This is a genomic window from Mesorhizobium sp. WSM4823, assembly GCF_055811195.1.
On sequence record NZ_JBVVQL010000001.1, the window covers coordinates 431,304 to 454,527 of the forward strand.

Consider the following 23,224-nt stretch of genomic DNA (forward strand, 5'->3'; position numbering starts at 1 on the left):
TCCTAGGATGAACGGGAAGAACTACGGGACAGCTGGTCGAAGACCAGGCTGAGGATGATGATGGCGCCGATGCAGAGCTGCTGGATGTAGCCGTCGATGCGGGCGAGGTTCATGCCGTTGGACAGGACGGTGATGAACAGCGCGCCGGCGAGCGCCGAGCCAACGCCGCCTTCGCCGCCACGCAGGCGTGCGCCGCCGATGACGGCGGCCGCGATCGTTTCGAGCGCCAGGCTGCCGCCGATATTGGGTTCTCCGGAGCCGGCGCGGGCGGTGAGCAGGATCGCGCCGAACGCCGCCAGCCCGGAGCAGAGCATATAGGCGCCGAGCGTGTGCAGACGGACATTGATGCCGGAGACGAAGGCCATGCGCGGATTCGAGCCAATCAGATAGAGGCTCCGGCCGAAAACAGTGCGGGTGAGAATAATGCCGATGGCGGCCATCACCACAGCTGCCATGACCAGCGGGATCGGGACGCCGAGCACATTGGCATTGACCAGCCAGTCGCCGAGCTGCGGCGGGAAGCCAGAGACCGGAAACCCTTTTGTGACGGTGGAGCTCAGCGCCAAAAGGATATTGAAGGTGGCGAGCGTGACGACAAAGGGATTGATGCGCACGATCGAGACGAAGAAGCCGTTAAAAGCGCCGATCAGCAGCCCGACAGCCATGCCGACCAGCATGAAGACGCAGACGGCGAGCAGCGGATTGTCGGTGAACTGCACCATGGCGAGCGCGGCGACCACGCTGACATAGGAAACCGCCAAGCCGATAGACAGGTCGAGTCCGGCAGTGATCAGCACGATGACCTGGCCGAGTGTGAAGATAGCAAGGTAGCAGGTCTGCAGCGCGATGTTCCACAGATTGCCCGGAGAGGCGACGACCGGCTGATAAAGCGCAAAGCCGGCAAACACGACGATCGTCGGCACGATGCGGATGAGGAATTCCACTCCGAACGACGTCCGGTTGAGCTTGGCGAGAACGCGGCTAGTCATATTTGCGGCGCCCCTTCAACAGCAACTCGCTGCACAGCGCCGCGATGAGCACGACGCCCAGAACCAGGGTCTGGTACTTGCTGTCGATCTTCAGCAGGTTCATCGAATTCGAAACGACTGAGAGGAACAGCGCGCCGGCCATGACGCGCTCGGCGCGTCCCGAGCCGCCGATCAGCGAGACTCCGCCCACCACCGCCGCAGCAATCGATTCCAGCACATAGGTGCCGCCGAAGGTCGACTGGCCCGAGCCGATGCGCGCGGTAAGCAGGATGCCGGTCAGCGCCGCAGCGGCGCCGCTCGCCGCGTAGACGGAAAGCAGGATGCGGGTGACCGACACACCGGACTGACGCGAGGCGAGCGGATTACTGCCGACAGCGTAAACATGGCGTCCGAAACTGGAGAGGCGCTGCACGGCGACGGTGAGCAGCACGACCACGATACCGACGACGACCACCACCGGCAGGCCGAACAGGAAGCCGCGACCGACTGCCGTCATGAAGAAATCCGGCATGCCGTAGATCGGGATGCCTTTGGTGACGTAGAATGTAGCGCCCGCGACGACGGAACTCATGGCTAGCGTGACCATGAACGGCGATAGGCCAACCAGCGCGACGAGCATTCCGTTGGCGAGGCCGATTGCAGCGCCGGTGCCTATCGCGAGCGCAACCGCCAGCACAACGGCCAGCACCTGCATCTCAGGCATCCAGGCGACCAGATAGCCCATCAGAAGCGCGGATTCGATCGAGGCGAAGGCGACGATGACACCGACCGACAGATCGAAGCCGCCTGCAATCATCACCAGCATCTGGCCCATCGAGATGATGGACAGGATCGACGCGTTGCGCAGCACGTTGATGATGTTCTGCTGACTGAGAAAGCGTGGTTGGATGTAAGCGCTGACGGCAATGACGATGGCGATCAAAAGCAGAATCAGCCCGCCATTGGCGAGCAGATGCATGGCCCTTTGCTTGTGGCCTTCGACAAAGGCAGTCATGGCCGCGCCTCGATGCCGACGACTTCGGCGGGCCGCTTGCCGAAGAAGCCGGCAAGCACTTCGGCCTCCGTCCGGCGCGCGCCTTCGAGTTCGGCGACGACTTCGCCCTCGTGCATGACGTAAATCCGGTTGGAGAGATTGAGGATTTCAGGCAGTTCCGACGACGCCAGAAGGACGGCGGCGCCCGCCTCGGTCAGGTCGCGCAGCAATTCGTAGATTTCACCCTTGGCGCCGACATCGATGCCGACTGTCGGCTCGTCGAACAGGAAGACGCTGATGTCGCGCATCAAGCCACGCGCAAGCATCACTTTCTGCCGGTTTCCGCCCGAGAACTGAGCGACATTTTGATCCGGCATGAGCGGGCGGACATGAAGCGTTTCGAGAACCTGCAGGACCCTTCGCGCTTCGGTTTTCTTACGCAGCCATCCCTTGCCGCCGATCTCAATCAGATCGAGCGCCGCAGCCGAGGCGTTCTCCTTGATCGGCCTGTTCGGCGCCAAACCGTCAGTGCCGCGATCGGCCGGAAAATAGCAGACGCCGCGCTGCAGCATCTTGCGCGGGGAGGGCGTTTCGGAGGCGCCGTCGCCAAGCGTGATGCGCCCGCCGGCAATCGCTTCGAGGCCGAAAACCAGCCGCCCGACCTCACCTTTTCCACAGCCGACAAGCCCAGCAAGCCCGACAATCTCGCCAGCGCGCACGTTAAGGGAGACGTCGCGCACCCGGCCATCGGCGCTGGACAGGCCTGAAATTTCCAGAAGGGTCTTGCCAGGTGCGTGCTTAATGGATGGATAGAGGTCGCCGACCGGTCGGCCCACCATCATCTCGACCAACTGCGCCTCGGTAACGCCGGCGCCTTCGACGGTCGCAACTTTCTTGCCGCCGCGCAGCACGGTGACGCGATCGGCGAGCTGGCGGATTTCACGCATGCGATGCGACACGTAGACAATGCCGACGCCGCCACGTTTCAGCTCTGCGATCAGCTTGAACAGCGTGTCGGCATCAGTATCGGTCAGCGATGCCGTCGGCTCGTCGAGCACGAGGATGCGCGACTTCTCAAACAGAGCCTTGGCGATTTCGACCATCTGGCGCTGGGCGCGCGACAATTCGGCCACCATCCGCCCCGTTGGAATGTCGAATCCGAGATCGGCAAGGAGCGCTCTTGCTTCGGAACGCATCTCGGATTTCCTAAGCAGCCCCAGGTGCTTGCGTTCCCGGCCGAGGAACAGGTTTTCTTCGACCGTAAGGTCGGGAATAAGGCTAAATTCCTGGAATACGGCGGCGATGCCGTTCTGTCTCGCGCCTTGCGGCGACATGCCGGAGATCTCCTCTCCGGCCAGCCGATAGCGGCCATTGTCCGGCGCGACATTGCCGGTGATGACGTTGATCAGCGTGCTTTTACCGGCGCCGTTCTCACCGAACAGTACATGCAGTTCGCCGGGGAAAAGATCGAAATCGACCTGGTCCAGCGCCAGGGACGGGCCGTAGCGTTTAGAGATCGCGGTGAGTTCCAAGAGCGGAGCGTCAATCGCCATGAAAGGAAAATGCCATTTCTATCCAACGTCGAAAATGTGACCCGGTGCGTCGAAGTGGAGGCGAAGCAATTGCCGGAAATTCTCCAATCGCTTGCGCGCCCACTTGCAGGAAGCGGCCGCACCATTTGCGCGGCCGCGATGTGTCGACCTATTCCGTATCGAACACCGGCTGCCAGTCGGCCGGTGCGTAGATTTGCGTCAGATCGACCTTGTCGATGTTGTCCTTATTGACCATGCCCGGCGTCGCACGCAGCACACGCACGTCAGGATGCGCTGCCAGGAACTCGAGTGGTTTCTTCTCCAGTGCCCGGACGGCAAGATCGACGCCGATGCGTGCCAGGATGACCGGGTATTCAGCGGCAAAGCCCAACACTTTGCCTTCCTTGATGCGGTCCGGCATCTTCTGGTCTTCCCAGGAAGAGACGACCTTGATGTCGTCACGGCCGGCTTCCGATATTGCGCTGAGAGCCGCCTCGGCTGTCGGAGCGCCGCCCCAGATCGCGGTCATCTCCGGATAGGTCTGTAGCGCGTCCTCTACCAGCGTGAGCTGTTCGGCAACGCCGGCCTCGCCGAACTTGGCTTCGAGCATCTCGACCTTTGTTCCGGCGATCGCTTCTTGAAAGCCCTTCAGATAGGTCTCGGCCCAGCCTGAATTCTGCGGGCCGGGGAACGCCACGACCTTGCCGCCTCCAGCACCAAGCGATTCCACGAGGTATTTTCCGGACAGCAGACCTTTCTGGTGGTGGTCGGTGGTGATCAGCGCGGTGATCGGGTTGTCGTAGATCGGGTTTGCGACGGCGATGATCGGAATGCCCTTGTCCATGCCTGCCTTGAGACGGCCCGCGACACCGGCCTCGGTGATGGCGCCAATCAGAATGGCATCCGGATTGGAAGCGAGGCAATCATCGAACTGAGCAAGCTGTTTCGGCAGTTGATCATAGCCTCCTGCCTGGAAGGTATAAGCCCGTACGCCGAGCCGCTTGGCTTCATCGACAATGCCGTAATTGGAGGCGACCCAATAGCTGTCCTTCAGGTGCGGGAAGAGGACGCACAAGTTCCACTTCTTGGATGCTTTTTCGAGCGGCACATATTTGATCGCCTCCATCGGCTTCTTATCCGGTCCGTCCGGGACGATCGTGAACGGCCACCAATCGGCGGCCATCGCTGGAAGGGAGAACGACAGCACTGTCGCCAGCGCCATTGCCGATCCAATTTTCGATCGCAGTCTCATCGCTTCATCTCCTTTGCTGATATTCACAGACTTCGCGGATATCGAGCTGGGAATGCGCAAAGAGCCGGCGCCTAGCCTCGGATCAAGGCGAACCGCAGATGTTCGGAATGCATATCGTTCCCAGATCAGCTACTCGCCGATTTCTCATATACGATATATGATGCATCACACTGCCACGCCGTCAAGTGATATTGTTGCGTGTCATACTTCTGATTGCCGGTAGCCAAAAGGTCGACGCGGCACACGCCTTGCTGCTGAGCGGTATCGTAAATGGGTTGATAATTGACGGCGATTCAGCCGAAATCCTGAATGCCGGAGACCGACCAGGCCGAAAACAAGATATCGGTGGTGAAGGCTGACAGAGTTTGAGGAGGCAGCGTTTCACCGCTGGGAGTTTCCATGAATTTCGATATTTCCGCTCGCACCGAAGATTACCGCGTCCGCATTGCCGACTTTGTCGAGCGTGAGATACTGCCGCTCGAAGCCGACAAGACGTCCTATGATGCGCATGGAAACATCGCCTTGCCGCTGCTGGAGGGGCTTCGCGCCAAGGTGCGGATGGCGGGCCTGTGGTGCCTGCAACTCAAGCTGGAAAGCGGTGGCGCCGGTCTCGGCAAGATGGACATGGCCGTCTGCTACGAGGAGATGAACCGGTCGATCTTCGGACCCGTGGTGTTCAATTCGGCAGCGCCCGACGACGGCAACATGATGGTTCTGGAGGCGCTCGGCACGCCAGCGCAGAAGGAAAAATGGCTGAAGCCGATCGTCGAGGGCAAGGTGCGCTCGGCCTTTGCCATGACCGAACCGCACCCCGGCGGCGGCTCGGACCCTTCGATGATCATGACGCGTGCCGAGCGGCACGGCGACAAATATGTCGTAACCGGCCGCAAATGGTTCATCACCGGCGCGGAGGAGGCCAGCCATTTCATCCTGATCGCGCGAACCTCGGACGACCCGCGCCATGGTTTGTCGGCCCTGATGTTCCACAAGGACCAGCCGAGCTGGCGCATCATGCGCCGCATCGAGATCATGGGCCCGGAGGAGCATGGCGGGCATTGCGAGCTGGAATTCGATGGGCTCGAAATCCCTTTCGAAGACATGCTGGTCGGCGAGGGCAAGGGCATGAAGGTGACGCAGGTGCGGCTCGGCCCGGCGCGACTTACCCATTGCATGCGATGGCTCGGATTGTCCAAGCGCTGCGTCGAGATCGCGCGCGCCTACGCTGCCGAGCGCTACGGTTTCGGCCAGCGCCTCGCCGACCGAGAAAGCGTCCAGCTGAAGCTCGGCGACCTCGCCATGCGCATCGAGATCGGCCGCATCCTGGTGATGAAGGCTGCGTGGGAGCTGGACCGCGGCGGCTTTGCCCGCAAGGAGGTATCGATGGCCAAGGTCCAGGTCGCCAATGTGCTGCATGACGCAGCCGATGTGGCGATCCAGATCAATGGCGCGCGTGGCTATTCCAAGGACACGGTGCTCGAATGGATCTACCGCTATGCTCGCCAGGCGCGGCTGGTCGACGGTGCCGATGAGGTCCACAAGATGGTGCTGAACCGTTTCCTCAACGAGGAAGAGAGAGGCTTCTGGCGCTGGACGGTCGAAGGCGAGGCGTAAGCGACGCGCGGTGGCATCTCAGGAGGAAAAGATGGCGCAGCCGTTGAATGCGGATTTCGATCCTGCTGCATTGAAGGCTTTTCTCTCGAACCGCTTCGGCGACGCCGCAATGACGCTCGAGCGGATTGGCGGCGGACAGTCCAACCCAACCTACTTCGTCGACTATGGTGCGCATCGCATGGTGCTGCGCAAGAAGCCGGCCGGGCCGATCCTGCGCGGAGCGCATGCCGTCGACCGCGAATTCCGTGTGCTTGAAGCGCTCACACCGACCGACGTCCCGGTGCCCAGGCCGGTGCTCTATCACGACGATATCGAGCCGCTCGGCACGCCCTTCTACCTGATGGAGCGGCTGGATGGTCGCGTCTTCCACGACTGTTCGCTGCCCGGCCTTTCGCCCGCCGAGCGACGCGGCATCTACTTCGGCATGGCCGAAGCGATGGCCAAATTGCATGCTGTCTCCCCCGACGAGGTCGGTCTCGACGACTATGGCCGGCCCGGCAACTATTTCGAGCGCCAGATTGGCCGCTGGACCAGGCAGCTCAGGGAATCGCCGAGCGACAGAATTCCGGCACTTGAAGCGGTCGCCGACTGGCTGCCGCAGCACCTGCCCGCCGATGACGGGCGCGCGTCGATCGCCCATGGCGACTTCCGCCTCGGAAATCTGCTGTTCCATCCCGGCAAGCCGGAGGTGATCGGCATTCTCGATTGGGAGCTGTCGACGATCGGCCATCCGCTCGCCGATCTCGGCTTTTGCTCGATGACCTGGCATTCGACCCCGGACGAATATGGCGGCATCCTCGGCCTCGATCATGCTGCACTCGGTATCCCGAGCCAGCGCGAATTCCTCGACCATTATTTCGCGCATGCCGTGCCCACTGCGTCCCTGGAACGCTTCCATCTGGTTTTTTCACTGTTCCGTTTCGCGGTGATCTTCGTTGGCATCGCCGACCGGGCGCGGGCAGGCAGCGCGGCGTCGGCCGATGCCGCCAGCAAATGGCCTCTCGCCGGCCGCTTTGCCGTACGTGCCCAAGAGATCATCCAAGGAGCAAGACCGTGGAGCGCGGTCTGAGGGGAGCGTTCACGCCTGGTCCCACTCAATCCACCCGAGAGGCTCGCGAATGTTGGGATCACGACCGGCGGGCCGCACTTCGCCGGCTGGCGACCAGCTTCAGCCACGGCGCCAAATGGAAGGCGCTCATCAGCAAGTACATCACGACCATGCCGTTCAGCGGTGACGCATGTTGCGCGGCCGAGCAGATCATGCCCGCATCGCCGGTAAGGGCTGTCAACAGCGCCATGATTGCAAAGGTTGGCGCGGCCGCGAGCGATAACCAATCGGTGGCGCCGAGCGTGGCCGTGCCGCTGCCGGCACAGGTATCCGCAGTTTCGTGCCGAGCAGTGATCATCGTGCTGGACCTCCCGGGTTGGCGCCTGTCATCGTTCTTCTCCTTCGCGTCCTGCGCATCGTTACGACACGCACCGTTTCGATACGGCGCGCTGGCTGTTGGTCCTGAGATAGACTAGGACCGGAGATCGAATGGTGAGAGTTACAAGTGTGACGGGATTCCGATGGACTCGCTGATCACCGCTGCGGCGCGCGCCCTCGCGACGGGTGATCCCCTCGGCGCATTGAAGCGGGTTGCCCTGCGTGACGATGCGCCGGCACTTGCGCTGCGTGGCATCGCGATGGCGCAGCTCGGCGATCTTGTTCGAGCAAAGGCTCTCCTCAAAAGTGCTGCGCGCGCCTTCGGTCCGAAAGAGGCGGTGGCCCGCGCCAGGTGCGTCGTTGCCGAAGCCGAGATCGCACTCGTCTCGCGCGACCTCGGCTGGCCGGCGAAGGCACTCGACGCCGCCAGATCGACGCTTGAAAAGCACGGCGATCGCGTCAATGCCGCGCATGCGCGCAACCTCGAAGTCCGGCGCCTGCTCCTGATCGGACGCCTAGACGAGGCCGAGCGCATGCTTGTCCGGATCGACCCCACACCGCTCCCACCCGCGTCAACGGCCGCCCACGAGCTGGTGATTGCGGGGATCGCGATCCGACGCCTCCGGACCAAGGCGGCGCGCGCGGCGCTCGCTCGGGCCGAGCATGCCGCGCGCGAGGCGGACATCCCGGCGCTGACGGCAGAGGTCGAAAGCGCATCCCTGGTGATGAACACGCCTGCGGCGCGCCTGATCGCGCGTGGCGAGGAGCGACCACTCCTGCTTGAGGAGGTCGAAGCGCTGCTCGCGTCGGGGGCGTTTGTCGTGGACGCCTGCCGCAATATCGTGCGGGACGCCGGCATGGTGGTCTCGCTTGCGACGCGCCCGGTTTTGTTCGCGCTTGCCCGCGCGCTGGGCGAGGCCTGGCCCGCAGACGTGCCGAGGAGCACGCTCGTCGCCCGCGCCTTTGGCGGCAAGCATGCCGATGAATCGCATCGCGCACGGCTGCGGGTCGAAATCGGTCGGCTGCGCGTGGAGCTGCGGCCGCTGGCGGACGTTAGCGCGACCAAGCGAGGCTTTGCGCTCAAGCCGCGCCGCGCAGGCGATGTCGCCGTGCTGGCGCCGCCGGTCGACGAGCAGCATGCGACGGTGCTCGCCTTCCTTGCCGACGGCGAGTCGTGGTCGAGTTCGGCGCTCGCCATTGCGCTCGGAGCCTCCTCGCGCACCGTGCAGCGCTCGCTCGAGCAGCTTGCCGCAGCGGGCAAGGTGCAGTCGTTCGGCCGTGGGCGAGCGCGCCGCTGGATGACCCCACCCGTGCCGGGTTTCCCGACAATCTTGTTACTCCCCGGCTCACTGTCGGGCTACTAGGATAGAACCATGAAACGATCTGCAGCCGAAATCCTCCGCGAATATGGACCCTTCCCGGGTGCCGACCAGGTGGCTGGGGTTACATTCGACGGTCAGCACGTCTGGTTTGCGTCGGGAGACAGACTGAACGCCTTCGATCCCGCGAGCGGCGAGGCGATACGCTCGATCGACGTCGCCGCCCACGCAGGAACGGCCTTCGACGGTCAGCACCTGTTCCAGATCGCCGAAGACCGCATCCAGAAGATCGATCCGAAGACCGGCCAAGTGCTGGCCACGATTCCGGCGCCTGGTGGCGGCGGCGACTCGGGGCTCGCCTGGGCCGAAGGGACACTTTGGGTGGGGCAGAATCGCGGTCGCAAAATCCATCAGATCGACCCCCAGACAGGGGCAGTTCTTCGTACAATCGATTCAAACCGTGTCGTTACCGGGGTCACCTGGATCGACGGCGAACTCTGGCACGGCACCTGGGAAGGTGACGAGAGCGACATCAGGCGGATAGATCCTGAAACGGGAAAGGTCCTGGAGAAGCTCGATATGCCGCCTGGAACAGGCGTGTCGGGGCTCGAATCCGATGGCGGCGATCAGTTTTTCTGCGGCGGTGGAAACAGCGGCAAGGTGAGAGCCGTCCGCCGGCCCAGGCGAGGCTCCGGCTCCTAAATCCCGATCGGCTCAACGAGCAGAGTAATCGAAGCGGCCCTCGCGGGCGAGCTTCGACGAACCGTCTGCTGGGACCGCCAGCATCGGTTGGCCACGACATGGCCGACTCGATCGCGGGAGCCCTTGCCCAGCCGATTGCCTGTCACCGCGCCTCTGCTTTTTCATCGCGGCAGCGCCGTTCCGCCGCCGTCCTGCGGTCCGCCAATCAAAACAGTATACATTATAGACTTAAAATATCTTGCCAGGCGGTCCAGCCTATGCTCCACTTGTGCCGGAGATAGGGCTGATAGGTCGAATCCAGCCGGGATAAGGCTGTATTTCAAAAGGCACGACCGCGGGAACACAGCCGTAACCATATACGAAATCTTCGCATGGGAAGGCGTGGATGGCGGAGCCGATAGAGTTCAAACGGGTTGGCGAGGGCAATCTGCGTGCCCAAGTCTATCAGCAGGTCCGCCTGACCATACAGCGCGGTGAACTGGCGCCTGGCCAGAAACTCGTCGATGTCGATATTGCCGCCCAGCTTGGCATCTCCAGAATGCCTGTCCGCGACGCGTTGATGCAATTGGTGCATGAAGGCTACCTCGTCGGCACGACGCGCGGCTTCAGGCTGCCCACGCTTACCGCGACGGATGTCGCCGACATTTTCGAGGTCCGCCGCCTGCTCGAACCACGGGCTGCAGCGCACGCTGCACGCACACTTGATGCCGCTGGCCTCAAGACGCTGGCAGCCGCACTTGAGGAGGCAGAGGCGGCGGCTGCCGCCGGCGATGCCGCCCTCTTTTTCCAGGCCAATTCGGCATTCAGGAATTGCTGGCTCGGCGCCGTGGAGAACGACCGCCTTTCGCAAACGATTGCCCGCTTCGCCGACCACGTCCTCGTCGTCCGGTTGAAGACGCTGTCGCACCAACCGACGCAGGCCGTCATCGTGGCCGGCATGCGCGCCATCTACGAGGCGTTCGTCAAGCGCGATGCCGTCGCGGCTTACGACCGCATGACCCACTTCATCCAGAACGCCGAGGAGCGTTTCATGAGGCTGAGCCCACCGTCGCAACAGTTCGACGACGAAGCTGTAAGCATCCCGCGGCAGGGAAAATCATGATCAGAAAGCGGCATCCGCTGAAAGGGCCGAACAGGTTCAAGCTCGGCGTCTTCTCGATGAACGCCGATGGCGGGCTGGCAATGACCACCGTTCCCGAGCGCTGGCGCGCCCGCTGGGAAGACAATCTCAATTCTGCCTGCATCGCCGATCGCGCCGGCCTGGAGTTCCTGCTGCCGATCGCGCGCTGGCGCGGCTTCGGCGGTTTGACGCATGTGCGGGAATGGTCGTTCGAGACCTTTACCTGGGCGGCGGGTCTCGCCGTCGCCACGGAGAACATCGGCCTGTTCATGACAGTGCATGTGCCGCTGGTTCATCCGCTGCAGGCTGCCAAAGCGCTGGCGACGGTCGACCACATCTCCAACGGGCGTGCCGGCTTGAACATTGTCTGCGGCTGGAACCCGGACGAGTTCGCCATGTTCGGGCAGACGGTCGGCGACCGGACCTACGATCAGGCCGAGGAATGGATCAACATCATCGAGCGTGCCTACCAATCCAGGGAGCCGTTCGACTTCGGCGGCGAGTTCTATGATCTGAAGGGGGTCGTCAGCCGTCCGCCAAGCCTGCAGGCGCCGCGCCCGGTGACCATGAACGCCGCTTTCGGCGCGCCGGGGCGTAACTATGCGGCGCGCCATTGCGACTATTTGTTTTCGACATTTTCCGAAATTGCCGATGGCCGTGCCCATGTCGTCGATATCACCAACCGAGCCGCTGAAGTCGGACGCGAGGTTGGCGTCTACACGGTCTGCCACGTCGTCTGCCGGGAGACCCAGCAGGAAGCCGAGGACTATTACCGGCACTACGCGCTTGAATGCGCGGACGAAGGCGCGGTCGACGAGCATATGCGCAAGAAGAAGGAATTCGCGAATTCGCACGACGCGAAGGCCTTCACCGAATATCGGCAAAGGTTCGCCGGCGGTGCGGGAACGTTCCCGCTTATCGGCACACCGGAAAAGATCGTCGACGATCTCACTAGGATTATGGACCAGGGCTATTCCGGCGCCGCCCTCACATTCGTCAACTACACCTACGAATTGCCCTTCTTCTGTGACCGCGTGCTGCCGCTGATGCGCCAGGCCGGGCTTCGCGTAAATTGATGCCGGCAGCCGCCATTCCGACGTCATGGGTGCATGGGCACGACGCCATCAATCCGCGCGCCTTCAAGCAGGCGATGCGGGCCGTGGCGGGTTCGGTCGCCATCCTCGCGTCGGAGCATGACGAGATCGGCTTTTGCGGCATCACGGCGACGGCCGTCTGCTCATTCAGTGCCGAGCCGCCTTCGCTGTTGGCCTGCGTCAACCGCAGCAGCACCTTTGCCTCGGCCATTCGCGAAGGCGTGCCCTTTTCCGTCAATCTTCCGGCCGGCGACCAGGAGAATGTTGCGCGTGCCTTTGGCGGCATGACCAAAGCCAAGGGTGTCGCGCGGTTCTCGTCCGGATCATGGGTGCGCGGCGAAACCGGTGCGCCTTTGCTTGTCGGCGCGCGGGCAATGTTCGAGTGCCGGGTGGCCGAAATCATCGTGCGGGCATCGCACATGATCGTCATCGGCATCGTCTCGGGGGTGGCGCTGGATCGCGCTGACCGATCGCCGGTCTTCTACGCGCATGGACGCTTCCTGACAGTGGGAGATGAGGCCAACTAAACGCCGTCCACGCAGCGGCGCAGCGATTGCAATTTCAGATCGGCCCGATCGCGGGCCCAACATAGACGAAGTGATCTATCAGAGGGAGTACGGCAATGCGCATTTGGAAGTCCCTTGTTCTGGCTGCACTTATGTCTGTCGTAGCGGGTATCGCCACGGCCGAAGAGATTGTCCTCAACGCCGTGCATTTTACGCCGACGCAGAACGGCTACGCACAGAGTTTCCTGAAATTCGTTCAGAAGGTGAACGAAAAGGGCAAGGGCGTGGTTCAGATCAATGTGCGTGGCGGGCCGGAGGTCGTTCCGCCGATTCAGCAGGGTGCGGCGCTCAAGAGCGGCCTGATCGATATGATCGACACACCGGCAGGGCAATTCCTGGAGCTCGTTCCGGAAGGCGAGGTTTTTTCCGCATCGACGAAGACGCCTTGGGAGATCCGCGAGAATGGCGGCTGGGATTTCATCAGCGGAATCTTCGAGAAGAAGGCCAATGCCCATCTGCTGGCGCATGTCGACGCCGGCTCGGGCTTCAACATCTTCACCATCGACGAACCAAAGCTCAACGATGAAGGCAGCATCGACTGGAGCAGTCTGAAGATCCGCTCGTCGCCGCTTTATCGCGACTTCCTCGAATCCCTGGGCGCAGCCGTGATCGTGCAAGCGCCGGGGGACGTTTACACCTCGCTCGAGCGCGGCGTCGTCAATGCCAACGCCTACACCGTATTTGGCTATTCGTCCTTCGGCTGGGACAAATTCACCAAATACCGCGTCGACCCGCAATTCTTCAAAACCGATGTGCTGGTCTCGATCAACAAGGCGAAATGGGACGCGTTGTCGCCCGAGGCGCAGAAGCTGCTTGCCGACACTGCCGTCGAATACGAGCGCGCGAGCTACGACGCCAATCTTGCCGAGTCTGAAAAACAGGCACAGGCGATGATAGACGGCGGGCAGAAGGTGATCAGCTTGACCGGCGCCGGCCGCGACAAATTCCTGGCGGCTGCCACGCAGGCGAGCTGGGCCAGAATGACCAAACGCGATCCCAGCAACATCGAACAGTTGAAGAAATTCTTTCAATAGCCCGATGGAGGGCGCCTCGCGCGCCCTCGCGGGGATAGGCATGAGGGTCGGCAGGAAATGGACAAGTTGTTTGCAGCGATTGCGAAGCTGAGCCTTGCGCTGGCAGCGGCGGCAAAGGTGGTGCTGGGCCTCATCATTGTTGCGGTGGTGGCTGACGTATGCGTCCGCAATCTGGGCCTGAAACCGCTTGCCTGGGCGGTGTCCGCGACGGAATACGGTCTGCTCTACGCGGCATTCCTGCCGATGCCCTGGCTGGTCCACAGCAAGGGCCATGTCTTCGTCGAGTTCCTGCGCAAGGCGCTGCCTGCACGGGCCCGGGCTGTGCTTGAAAAGCTGGTCTATCTCGCCTGCATCGGCGTCTGCCTCTACCTTGGCAGCGTCGCACTCTCTTCCCTGATAGGCGCCGTGTCGGGCGGCGAATATGAGACGCGCAGCTTCGACATGCCGAAATGGCTGGTCTTTCTGCCCATTACGCTCGCCTTCTATCTCTCGGCGCTGGAATGGCTGAGATATCTGCTGGGCCATGACACGCTGTACACGCTCGACCCTCTGGAAATGGAAGGGCTCTGATCGATGGCCTGGCTGTTTCCATTCGCCGTGCTCGTCGGCGCCATCCTTGTGTTGATGGGCCTTGGGCTGCCGGTCGCCTTCGCGTTCTTCGTCACCAATGTGATCGGGCTGTATTTGTTCTTCGGCGGCTCGGTCGGCGTGACGCAGATGGTCGCCAACTTCTCCGACGCCGTCTCGACATATGCGCTTGCTCCGCTGCCGATGTTTCTCGTCATGGGCAGCCTGTTCTTCCGCTCCGGCCTCGGTGAGAAGGTCATCTACGCGCTCGACCTGTGCATCGGCAATCTGCGGGGACGTCTTGCCTATGTCGTCCTCGCCGCCGGCACGATCTTTTCTGCGCTGTCAGGGTCGAGCCTCGCCAATACCGGCATGATGGGCTCGCTGATGGTTCCCGAGATGCTGAAGCGGGGCTATAAGCCGCACATGGCCTACGGACCGGTGCTGGGTGCCGGAAGCCTTGCGGTCATCATCCCGCCATCCTCGCTGGCTGTCTTGCTCGGCTCGCTGGCCCAGATCGACGTTGGCGCGCTGCTCATAGCAGGTGCTCTGCCTGGGCTGCTTCTCGTCGTCATGTACGCGATGTTGATCTTCGCACAGACGAAGATCGACCCTGACGCCGCTCCGCACTATCCGGTGCCCGCCGTTCGTGCGGCCGAGAAGGTGAGGGCGGTTGCCGTCAACATCATTCCGATGAGCGTCATCGTGTTCATGGTGGTCGGCACGATCATCCTTGGAATAGCGACGCCGACGGAGTCGGCAGGACTCGGATGTGCCGCCGTCTTCGCGCTGTTGTTTGTCTACCGAAGGTTCAGCTGGTCGGTTGTCTGGAAGTCGCTGGACGATGCGATGAAAGTCACGGGCATGACCTTCCTGATCATCTCGGCTTCAACGACGTTCTCGCAGATATTCGCCTTCTCCGGCGCGTCGAACGGCTTTATCCAATTCATCGTGGGCTACGATCTTGGACCGTATCCCATGCTGCTCATGATGGTGCTCGTCATCCTGCTGCTCGGCATGTTCATGGATCAGGTCTCGATGATGCTGATCACGCTGCCGATCTTCCTGCCGATCGCCCAGCAATTCGGGTACGATCCCGTGTGGTTCGGGCTGATCCTGCTGCTCGCCTACGAGGTCGGCTTCACCACGCCGCCGTTTGGTCTGCTGCTGTTCATCATGATCGGCGTTGCGCCGAAAGGCACGTCGCTCAAAACGGTTGCCATGTCCGCAGCGCCCTATATCGCGCTGACGCTCCTGCTGATCCTGCTGATTGTCCTCTTTCCGCAGATCGCTCTCTTCCTTCCGAATTTGATCTAGCCGAACTCGATCCCGCAGGTGTCCACATGCGCTTTGCCTATCTTGCCTTCTTTCACGATGACCGTCAGGCAAACCTGGCCATCGCCCGTGAAGACGTTGACGCAGTGCGGCGCGTAATCGCGACAACGCGGGGACTTGCGCTTGGAAACATCTATCTGCCCGAAGTGGCGACGGACATGTTCAACAAGGATGGGCCACCGCCGGTCTTTGGCTTCCAGCTCTATTTCGACGAGCTGGCAGACATGGAGGCGGCGCTCGCGCCGTCCGGCCATCTGCAGGCGCTCACCGCTCCGGGCGTGCTGTCGAGCATCGCCGGTTCGAGGCCGACGCAGCAGGCAATGTGCGCGCGTCTGTTTCCCGTCGATGACGCTGGCCTGAAGACGTCTGGGCTGCCCTGCAGCTATCTTGTCCACTACCCCGGGCCGGCCGAAGACATGAATGCCTGGCTCTACCACTATGTGACGCATCATCCGCAATTGATGCGGGGCTTCCCCGGCATTCGCCACATCGAAGTTCTGTCGCGACTGGATTGGTGCGGCTCGCTGCCTTGGCCACGGGTCGATTACATGCAGCGCAATCGGGTCATGTTCGACAGTCCTGCGGCGCTGACGCACGCACTGCAATCGCCGGCGCGGCTGGAGATGCGCGCCGATTACAAGACCTTCCCGCCGTTTTCAGGCGGCAGCCAACATTTCCCGATGTCGACGGAAGCCGTGCATCCTTTGCCGCGGGCGACCGCCTCGTAGCGCGAAGAGTTTTCGCCGATGCCAAAAATCTCTGGAGATCTCATGTACGACTTTCGAAAAAAATGCGTCTCTCTCGATCGCCTCATCGGCACCTTCTGCGCCATCCCGCATCCGGTGGCGGTCGAAGTGGCGGCCGCAAGCGGGGTCGATTTCCTGTGCATCGACTGGGAGCATTCGCAGATCGGCCGCGAGCGGCTTGAGGATCTGATCCGCGCCGCCGACGTTCACAAGGTTCCCGCCATGGTGCGTTTGCCCGGCCACACGCCGGAGTGGATTGCGGCCGCGCTCGACGCCGGCGCGTCAGGCGTCCTGGTGCCGCGCGTCTCGACGGCCGAGCAAGCGCGCATGGCGGTCATGGCCTGCCGTTACCCGCCTGTCGGCGCACGCGGCGTCGGTCCGGGCCGCGCTGCCGGCTATGGGTACAGAATTCCGGACTACCTCAAGTCGGCCAACGAGGTTCTGACGGTCGCGATCCAGGTCGAGACGGCCGAGGGTCTCGCCAACATCGACGACATTGTCCAGGTCGACGGCGTCGACGTGATCTTCATTGGCCCCGGCGATCTGTCGGTCTCGATCGACGCGACGGGGCCGGCCGGTCAGGATAAGCTCAATGCCGCGATTGTCAGGATCGCGGCTGCGGCGCGCGCGGCCCACAAGGCCGTCGGCATCTTTCGTCCCTCGGCGGACGATGTCGGCAAATGGTCGAAGCACGGCATCAGCTTCTACATGCTGGCCAGCGACACGATGTTTCTCGGCGCCGGCCTTGCCGCCGGTGCGGCCTCCGCGCGCAGCGCCTGATAGCAAGAGATTGGCATGAAGATAATCAAGACCGACGGCGTGTTGTCAGTCGAGGCAGAGCAACTGCGCTACCTCGACGGCTTGAACGCCGAGTTTATCGAAAAGACGCTTCTCACAGAGGACGCCCTGATCGAACAGTGCCGCGAGGCCGATGCATTGATGATATTGCGGGAGCCGATCACGGCTCGCGTGCTGGCCGAACTGAAGAACCTCAAAGTCATCGGGCGGTTCGGCGTAGGCCTAGACTCGATCGACGTCGAAGCCGCCAGTCGTGCCGGTGTTCAGGTCACCTATGTGCCGGACGCGAACCTGATGGAGGTCAGCACGCATGCGATGGCGCTGATCCTGGCCTTGACACGCAGGCTGAAGCAGTTCGACAGCGCCGTCCGCGCCGGCCGCTGGGCTGCAATGGCCGACGGCGCCGGCATCACGCGGCCGGACAGGCAGGTTCTCGGCCTGATCGGCTTCGGCCAGATCGGACGCCTGACCGCCGAGCGGGCGCGGGTCTTCGGCTATCATATCATCGCCTACGACCCATACATGCCGGCAGAGCGCATAACGGCCGGTGGTGCTGAGCCGGTTGGTTTCGACGAGCTGCTTGCCAGGGCCGACATCGTCTCACTGCATGTTCCCGCAACACCGGAAACCAGAAACATCCTATCGGCCGAAGCCCTGTCGCGTATGAAGGAAGGGGCGATACTCATCAACGTGTCCCGTGGCGGCCTCGTCGACGAAGTCGCGCTGGCGGATTTGATTCGGCGCCGCCATTTGGCCGGCGCCGGCATCGACACATTCGAGCAGGAGCCGCCTTCGCCCGACAACCCGCTGCTGGCGCTGGACGCCGTCCTGGTCAGTCCACACGCGGCGCACTACTCGACCCAGTCCTACGCCGAGGTTCGCAACAAGGTGTTTGCCGATGTCGCATCGGTCCTGCGCGGCGGCAAGCCGGTCTATCCGGTCAACCGGGTGTGACCAATTGTCGAAGTCGGCGCCAGCGGCGAAGCTGTCTGCCTCCGCGGACTTGGGAACCAAGTCCTGCAAATCGGGCAGCGCAAACTGATGCGCTTGCCCTACAATCGTGGGTGGTTTTCACTTGACAGGTGACGGCAGTTATGCTAGGAATTTATGCATAGTGCTGATTTGCGCCAACCACCCGCCCACGAGGCGGGTTTTTTGTTTCCAGGTCTCGGCGTCGTCCCTTGCCTCGCTTTTTGTCAACCTGAGTTCGAAGCGCTGTTCGGCTTATCGCGGCGCTCGACGATGTAGATGTGATCGGCCGCCAGGACCACGTCACCATGCTGGTTGATCACCTCGCAGCGCTCGATAACACGGCCGCAATCCGGCCGCTTCGGGTCGTCTTCCCTAGCCGAGATGGTGGTGCGGGTCTTGATCGTATCGCCGATGAACACCGGCTTGATGAAGCGCAACCTGTCATAGCCATAGGAGAAGGCGACCGGGTTGATGACGCTTGCCGTCAGTCCAACGCCGACCGAAAAGACCAGCGTGCCATGGGCGATGCGCTGGCCGAAAGGCGTCGTCTTCATGAACTCGGCGTCCATATGATGGGGAAAGAAATCGCCGGTATGGCCGGCATGCACGACGAAGTCGGTCTCGGTGATGGTGCGCCCGCTGGTCATGCGCGACGAGCCGATCTGGTAGTCTTCAAAGTAAAGCGTCTGCTCCATGTCAGGGCCTCGCCGCGATCGGTGTTGCCGGCGCCGCGCTCGATCGGTAAGCGGCCTCGACCAGCGCCATCGTGTTCCAGCCGTCCTCCACGGAACTGACCAGTTCGGCGTCTTCCCCGCAAGCGTAGCGCTGGACATTGGCCATGCGGCCGACAAAGGCGTCGGGAAACCACTCGCCGATGAGTGGCACAGCAACCCAGTCGGAGCCGCCCTTGGGATAGATTTCGAGGATGTCCGGCTCGCCGCGTGGATAGTCGAGATTGAGCCCGAGTTTGAGGTAGGCGGCGCCCTCTGTGCCGCAGATGCGGAACTCGCAGGCTTGGTGTTTTCGGCCAAATTTGTGGTCATGATTGATCGACAGCGCGCAGCGCACCGTATCGCCATAGTCGAGGATGGCGCTGGTGCGGGTTTGCGCAACCTTGTGGCCGGGATGACCGAGCGTCTTGGCGTGAACGCCCCGGGGATCGCCAAGCAATTGCCGGATCAGGTCGAGATAATGGATCGAATGCATGGCGATCTCGACGCGCGGCGCCTTGAGCAGGAACTCCCAGAGTTGCCAGGGCGTTGCCAGCGCCAGCCAGGCGTCGAAATCGACCACGTCGCCAAGCCAGCCCTTGGCGATCGCATCCTTCAGCGCCAGCATCATCGGCGCGAAACGGAGCTGGAAATTCACTGCAGCCTTCAGATCTTTGGAGCGGCAGATTTCAAGGATTTCGGTGGCCTCGGTAAGATCGCCGCCCATCGGCTTCTGGATCAGCGCTACGGCGCCGTCAGGCAACGCCCTGAGCACGCCGGCATGATGAGCCGGCGGCGTCGCCAGATCGAAGACGACGTCCCTGTTCACCGCCGCTTCCTCGACCGACCGGTAAGCCGTGACGCCCCATTTTTCCGCGAGTTTTTTCGCCTTGGCGTGGTCGGGATCGAAAAGCCCGGCGACCGGGAAGCCGGCTTTCTCATAGGCCGGGAAATGCGCGTCGCCGATGATCGACCCGGCGCCGAAAATCACGATCGGCCTCGGCTTCGATGGCTTCGCCCAGGACTGGGGGAGCGAGGTAGGATCGAAAACGCCATCAGTCATGATGGAAGACTTCGTCCATCGATGCCCACCATTCGCCGTCCTTGCGGGTCGGCAGCGGCTCCTGGCAAGGCATGCACAGCGCCCACCATTCCTGCGTCTTGGGATCTGCGGCCATCTTCGCCATGTCGGTGGCATAGTCGGTGCCGTGATATTCGAAAGTGCTGAACAGCAGGTGCTCCGGCTCCTTGAGGTAGATGGAATAGTTCCTGATGTTGCAGGCGGAGATCATGGCCAGCACATCGGGCCAGACGGCTGCGTGAAGCCGCACATACTCGGCGACCTTTTCCGGCTTGAGGCCGAGCACCATTCCCATCCGCTGCATGTCCGGCTCCCTATTTCGTTATGTCGGTCGTGAATTCCGCAATGCTCTTCGCTTTGACCGCGTCCCAATCCCAGTCGATGCCGATGCCGGGCTCGTTCGGCGCCAATGCGTACCCATTCTCGATGCGCATTTTCTTGCCGGTCAGATCGTCAAGCTGGGGAATATACTCGACATATCGGCCGTTCTGAACCGCGCAGGTCAGGCTGACATGCAATTCCATCAGGAAATGCGGGCAGACCGGGATGTCGAACGCCTCGGCCGCATGCGCCACCTTCAGCCAGGGCGTGATGCCGCCGATGCGGCCGACATCGACCTGCACGATCGAGCAGCCGCCTTTTTGCATATATTCGCGGAAATGGCGGATCGAATAGAGCGACTCGCCGATGGCAATCGGCGTCGACGTCGCATTCGACAGCCGCACATGGCCGTCAATGTCGTCGGCCGGCAGCGGCTCCTCGATCCAGGCTAGGTCGAGGTCGCGCAACCGCTCCGCCCGGCGAATCGCCTCGTCGACCGAAAAGCCCTGGTTGCAGTCGGTCATGATCTCGTAAGCAGCGCCGACTGCCTGGCGCACCGCACTAAGCCTGGCAAGATCCTCGGAACCGTGCGACCTGCCGATCTTGACCTTGGAGCCGTGAAAACCCTTTGCCTTGGCGGCCAGCGCGTCCTCGACCAGCGCCTCGGTCTCGATATGCAGCCAGCCGCCTTCGGTCGTGTAGAGCGGACAGCGGTCCTTGGCGCCGCCGGCCAGCTGCCACAGCGGCAGGTTTTGCTTCTTCGCCCTGAGATCCCACAGGGCGGTATCGATGGCCGCGAGCGCTATGGCAGTGATGGCGCCGATCGTCGTGGCGTGGGTGGCGAATTCGAGCTCGTGCCAGATCGCCTCGATCATGTCGGCGTCGCGGCCGATCAGCCGCGGCGCAAGGTGATCGGCCAGGAGCCGCATCACCGACGAGCCGCCGGTGCCGATCGTGTAGCTGTAGCCGGTGCCGACCGCACCGTCGGCGTCGGTGATTGTGACGATCGGCGTTTCCTGGCTGACAAAACTCTGGATCGCATCGGTGCGCTTGACCTTCGGCATCAGGTCGACCATGCGCAGTTCGACTTTCTCGATCTTGGCCATGACGTCAACCTCGCAATGTCTTGCCGGTATCGGCAGAAAACAGATGGGCCTGCGACAGGTCCAGGCTCATTTTCACCCGGTCGCCAGCCTTCAGCGGTTTTGGATTAAGCATGCGCGATACCCAGTCGCTGCCGTTGAATTCGGCGAACACCAACGTCTCGTTACCGAGCGGCTCGGTGACGGTCACCGGCAGTTCCAGCTGATGCACATCGGCATCTTCACCGGAACTGATGCCGTGTCCTGTTGGATAGATATCGTCGGGCCGCAAGCCGAACACCACCTTGTCGCCGGTTTTGACGTTGGCCTTGAACTGGCTGGGCAGAGGCAGCCTCTCGCCGCTGGCGAACAGCAATTGTCCATCGTCAATCGCTGCCTCATGCAGATTCATCGGCGGCGAGCCGATAAAGCCGGCAACGAAGCGCGTCTGCGGCCGGCGAAAGACCTCGTCTGGCGTGCCGACCTGCTCGATGAAGCCGTCGCGCATGATGACGATGCGGTCGGCGAGCGTCATCGCTTCGACCTGGTCATGGGTGACGTAGATCACCGTCGACTGGACCTTAGCGTGCAGCTTCTTGATCTCGGTGCGCATCTGCGTTCGAAGCTTGGCATCGAGATTGGAAAGCGGCTCGTCGAACAGGAAGACGTCGGGATCGCGCACGATGGCGCGGCCCATGGCGACGCGCTGGCGCTGTCCGCCCGACAGTTGTGACGGCCGGCGGTCCAGCAATTGATCGAGACCGAGAATGCCTGATGCCTCGGTGACACGGCGATCCATTTCCTCTTTCGCGGCGCCTGCGATCTTCAGCGAGAAGCCGAGGTTTTCGCGCACGGTCATGTGCGGGTAGAGCGCATAGGACTGGAACACCATCGAGATGTTGCGCGAGCGCGGCGGCAGGTCGTTGACCATGCGGCCGCCGATCTCGATGACCCCGTCGCTGATGTCCTCGAGGCCGGCGATCATGCGCAGGGTTGTCGACTTGCCGCAGCCGGACGGCCCGACCAGCGCGATGAACTCGCGGTCGGCGACCTCGAGGTCGATGCCGTGCACGACCGCCACCGGACCATAGCTTTTGGTGAGTTTCTTCAGGGATACGGTTGCCATGTCAGCCTTTCACCGCGCCGGAGGTGAGGCCGCCGACGAGATGTTTCTGGACGATGAAGGTAAGCGTGAGCGCCGGTATGATCATGACCACGGCCAGTGCGCACATGCCGCGCCAGTCGATGGTGAATTCGGCCGTATAGTCGAGCAGCCCGACCGGCAGCGTCTTGGAGTTGATCGAGCGCGTCAGCTGCGAGGCCAGCGCGAACTCGTTCCACGAGGTGAGGAAGGCAAAGATGCCGGCCGAGGCGATACCAGGCCCGGCAAGCGGAAACTCGACCTGCCAGAAGGCCTGCCAGCGCGTGCAGCCGTCAATCTGCGCCGCCTCGGCGAGGTCCTTCGGCACCTGGCGGAAAAAGCCGTCGATCAGCCAGATGGTGAAGGGCACGTTGAGCGCGACATAGACCAGGATCAGCCCGAAATGCGTGTCTATGATGCCGAGCCGCGCAAAGACGAAGAACAGCGGCAGCGACAGCGCGATGCCGGGCACTGTGCGCGTCAGCATCAGGCCAAGGAACATCGCCGACTTGGCGCGGAAGCGATAGCGGGCGAAGGCATAGCCGCCGGCCATGCCGATGGCGATGGCGATCACCGTCGAGGTCACCGAGATGATCAGCGAATTACGGAAATAGTCGACGACCGGTATGCCGCCCTTGCCGATGCCGCTGAACATGGCGACGTACGCGTCGAGCGAAAGCTCCTGCGGGATCCACACCGGCGGCTTGGCCATGATCTCGACGGTCGGCCGCAGCGATGACAGCACGATCCAGATGCCGGGCAGGCAGATGACCAGCATGGCCAGGAATAGTCCCACGCCGTGAGCGATGGTGAGCGCCTTGTTGCGGACGCGATGCAGGCTGTTCTGGTCCAT

At 62.4% G+C, this 23,224-nt stretch carries 24 protein-coding genes; 13 read left to right on the forward strand and 11 right to left on the reverse strand.

Going from position 1 to position 23,224, the window contains the following annotated elements; translation table 11 throughout:
- Window positions 1–2: 2 nt before the first annotated feature.
- From AC0L26_RS02120 to torT, 4 genes are all read right to left on the reverse strand, one after another.
- Window positions 3–989, reverse strand: a complete 987-nt coding sequence (locus tag AC0L26_RS02120) for an ABC transporter permease (RefSeq protein ID WP_473631028.1) — start codon at window positions 987–989, stop codon at window positions 3–5.
- Window positions 982–1,983: an ABC transporter permease gene (locus tag AC0L26_RS02125; protein ID WP_473631029.1), complete on the reverse strand. Its 1,002-nt coding sequence runs from the start codon at window positions 1,981–1,983 to the stop codon at window positions 982–984. The genes AC0L26_RS02120 and AC0L26_RS02125 overlap by 8 nt, the downstream gene beginning before the upstream one ends.
- Entirely contained in the window at window positions 1,980–3,515 is a 1,536-nt protein-coding gene (locus AC0L26_RS02130) for a sugar ABC transporter ATP-binding protein (protein WP_473631030.1), read from the reverse strand. The genes AC0L26_RS02125 and AC0L26_RS02130 overlap by 4 nt, the downstream gene beginning before the upstream one ends.
- 148 nt (window positions 3,516–3,663) lie before the next feature.
- Window positions 3,664–4,746 carry a TMAO reductase system periplasmic protein TorT gene (torT, locus tag AC0L26_RS02135; protein ID WP_473631031.1) on the reverse strand — a complete coding sequence of 361 codons (1,083 nt, stop codon included), beginning with the start codon at window positions 4,744–4,746 and terminating at the stop codon, window positions 3,664–3,666.
- Window positions 4,747–5,145: 399 nt separating this feature from the next.
- Here torT and AC0L26_RS02140 point away from each other — a divergent pair, with 399 nt between their 5' ends.
- Window positions 5,146–6,357: an acyl-CoA dehydrogenase family protein gene (locus tag AC0L26_RS02140; RefSeq protein WP_473631032.1), complete on the forward strand. Its 1,212-nt coding sequence runs from the start codon at window positions 5,146–5,148 to the stop codon at window positions 6,355–6,357.
- A gap of 31 nt (window positions 6,358–6,388) precedes the next feature.
- Window positions 6,389–7,426 (forward strand): phosphotransferase family protein, encoded by a 1,038-nt coding sequence (locus tag AC0L26_RS02145; RefSeq protein ID WP_473631033.1) that lies wholly within the window; start codon window positions 6,389–6,391, stop codon window positions 7,424–7,426.
- 58 nt (window positions 7,427–7,484) lie between these two features.
- On the opposite strand, the gene AC0L26_RS02150 is transcribed toward AC0L26_RS02145, so the two are convergent.
- Window positions 7,485–7,763 carry a hypothetical protein gene (locus AC0L26_RS02150; protein ID WP_473631034.1) on the reverse strand — a complete coding sequence of 93 codons (279 nt, stop codon included), beginning with the start codon at window positions 7,761–7,763 and terminating at the stop codon, window positions 7,485–7,487.
- 163 nt (window positions 7,764–7,926) lie between these two features.
- On the opposite strand from AC0L26_RS02150, the gene AC0L26_RS02155 reads away from it, so the two are divergent.
- The 11 genes from AC0L26_RS02155 (at window position 7,927) to AC0L26_RS02205 (ending at window position 18,018) form a co-directional block, all read left to right on the forward strand.
- Complete coding sequence (locus AC0L26_RS02155) at window positions 7,927–9,147, forward strand: helix-turn-helix domain-containing protein (RefSeq protein WP_473631035.1); 1,221 nt, start codon at window positions 7,927–7,929, stop codon at window positions 9,145–9,147.
- Between the two features lie 9 nt (window positions 9,148–9,156).
- Entirely contained in the window at window positions 9,157–9,804 is a 648-nt protein-coding gene (locus AC0L26_RS02160; protein ID WP_473631036.1) for a Vgb family protein, read from the forward strand.
- A 385-nt stretch (window positions 9,805–10,189) separates the two neighbouring features.
- On the forward strand, window positions 10,190–10,906 hold the full coding sequence (locus AC0L26_RS02165) for a GntR family transcriptional regulator (protein WP_473631037.1): 717 nt from the start codon (window positions 10,190–10,192) through the stop codon (window positions 10,904–10,906).
- Window positions 10,906–12,000, forward strand: coding sequence for an LLM class flavin-dependent oxidoreductase (locus tag AC0L26_RS02170; RefSeq protein WP_473631519.1), 1,095 nt, complete (start codon window positions 10,906–10,908; stop codon window positions 11,998–12,000). The genes AC0L26_RS02165 and AC0L26_RS02170 overlap by 1 nt, the downstream gene beginning before the upstream one ends.
- Window positions 12,000–12,545: a flavin reductase family protein gene (locus AC0L26_RS02175; protein WP_473631038.1), complete on the forward strand. Its 546-nt coding sequence runs from the start codon at window positions 12,000–12,002 to the stop codon at window positions 12,543–12,545. Before AC0L26_RS02170 ends, AC0L26_RS02175 begins: the two co-directional genes overlap by 1 nt.
- A 131-nt stretch (window positions 12,546–12,676) precedes the next feature.
- A complete protein-coding gene (gene dctP, locus AC0L26_RS02180) occupies window positions 12,677–13,618 on the forward strand; it encodes a TRAP transporter substrate-binding protein DctP (protein ID WP_473631039.1) in 942 nt (313 codons plus the stop codon).
- Window positions 13,619–13,675: 57 nt separating this feature from the next.
- A complete protein-coding gene (locus tag AC0L26_RS02185; protein WP_473631040.1) occupies window positions 13,676–14,188 on the forward strand; it encodes a TRAP transporter small permease in 513 nt (170 codons plus the stop codon).
- Between the two features lie 3 nt (window positions 14,189–14,191).
- Complete coding sequence (locus tag AC0L26_RS02190; protein ID WP_473631041.1) at window positions 14,192–15,502, forward strand: TRAP transporter large permease; 1,311 nt, start codon at window positions 14,192–14,194, stop codon at window positions 15,500–15,502.
- A gap of 26 nt (window positions 15,503–15,528) precedes the next feature.
- Entirely contained in the window at window positions 15,529–16,248 is a 720-nt protein-coding gene (locus AC0L26_RS02195; RefSeq protein ID WP_473631042.1) for a hypothetical protein, read from the forward strand.
- 42 nt (window positions 16,249–16,290) lie between these two features.
- Window positions 16,291–17,046 carry an HpcH/HpaI aldolase family protein gene (locus tag AC0L26_RS02200; RefSeq protein ID WP_473631043.1) on the forward strand — a complete coding sequence of 252 codons (756 nt, stop codon included), beginning with the start codon at window positions 16,291–16,293 and terminating at the stop codon, window positions 17,044–17,046.
- 15 nt (window positions 17,047–17,061) lie between these two features.
- Window positions 17,062–18,018, forward strand: a complete 957-nt coding sequence (locus AC0L26_RS02205) for a C-terminal binding protein (RefSeq protein WP_473631044.1) — start codon at window positions 17,062–17,064, stop codon at window positions 18,016–18,018.
- A gap of 242 nt (window positions 18,019–18,260) precedes the next feature.
- Here the strand turns inward: AC0L26_RS02205 and AC0L26_RS02210 are convergent, their stop codons facing one another.
- Genes AC0L26_RS02210 through AC0L26_RS02235 form a run of 6 tightly spaced genes read right to left on the reverse strand, consistent with a single transcriptional unit; the run spans window position 18,261 to window position 23,224 of the window.
- Complete coding sequence (locus AC0L26_RS02210) at window positions 18,261–18,731, reverse strand: MaoC/PaaZ C-terminal domain-containing protein (protein ID WP_473631045.1); 471 nt, start codon at window positions 18,729–18,731, stop codon at window positions 18,261–18,263.
- Window position 18,732: 1 nt separating this feature from the next.
- Window positions 18,733–19,809: a Gfo/Idh/MocA family protein gene (locus tag AC0L26_RS02215; RefSeq protein WP_473631046.1), complete on the reverse strand. Its 1,077-nt coding sequence runs from the start codon at window positions 19,807–19,809 to the stop codon at window positions 18,733–18,735.
- A complete protein-coding gene (locus AC0L26_RS02220) occupies window positions 19,802–20,131 on the reverse strand; it encodes an L-rhamnose mutarotase (RefSeq protein WP_473631047.1) in 330 nt (109 codons plus the stop codon). Before AC0L26_RS02220 ends, AC0L26_RS02215 begins: the two co-directional genes overlap by 8 nt.
- A gap of 10 nt (window positions 20,132–20,141) precedes the next feature.
- A complete protein-coding gene (locus tag AC0L26_RS02225) occupies window positions 20,142–21,254 on the reverse strand; it encodes a mandelate racemase/muconate lactonizing enzyme family protein (RefSeq protein WP_473631048.1) in 1,113 nt (370 codons plus the stop codon).
- A gap of 4 nt (window positions 21,255–21,258) precedes the next feature.
- Window positions 21,259–22,356: an ABC transporter ATP-binding protein gene (locus AC0L26_RS02230; protein WP_473631049.1), complete on the reverse strand. Its 1,098-nt coding sequence runs from the start codon at window positions 22,354–22,356 to the stop codon at window positions 21,259–21,261.
- A gap of 1 nt (window position 22,357) precedes the next feature.
- Window positions 22,358–23,224 carry a carbohydrate ABC transporter permease gene (locus AC0L26_RS02235; RefSeq protein WP_473631050.1) on the reverse strand — a complete coding sequence of 289 codons (867 nt, stop codon included), beginning with the start codon at window positions 23,222–23,224 and terminating at the stop codon, window positions 22,358–22,360.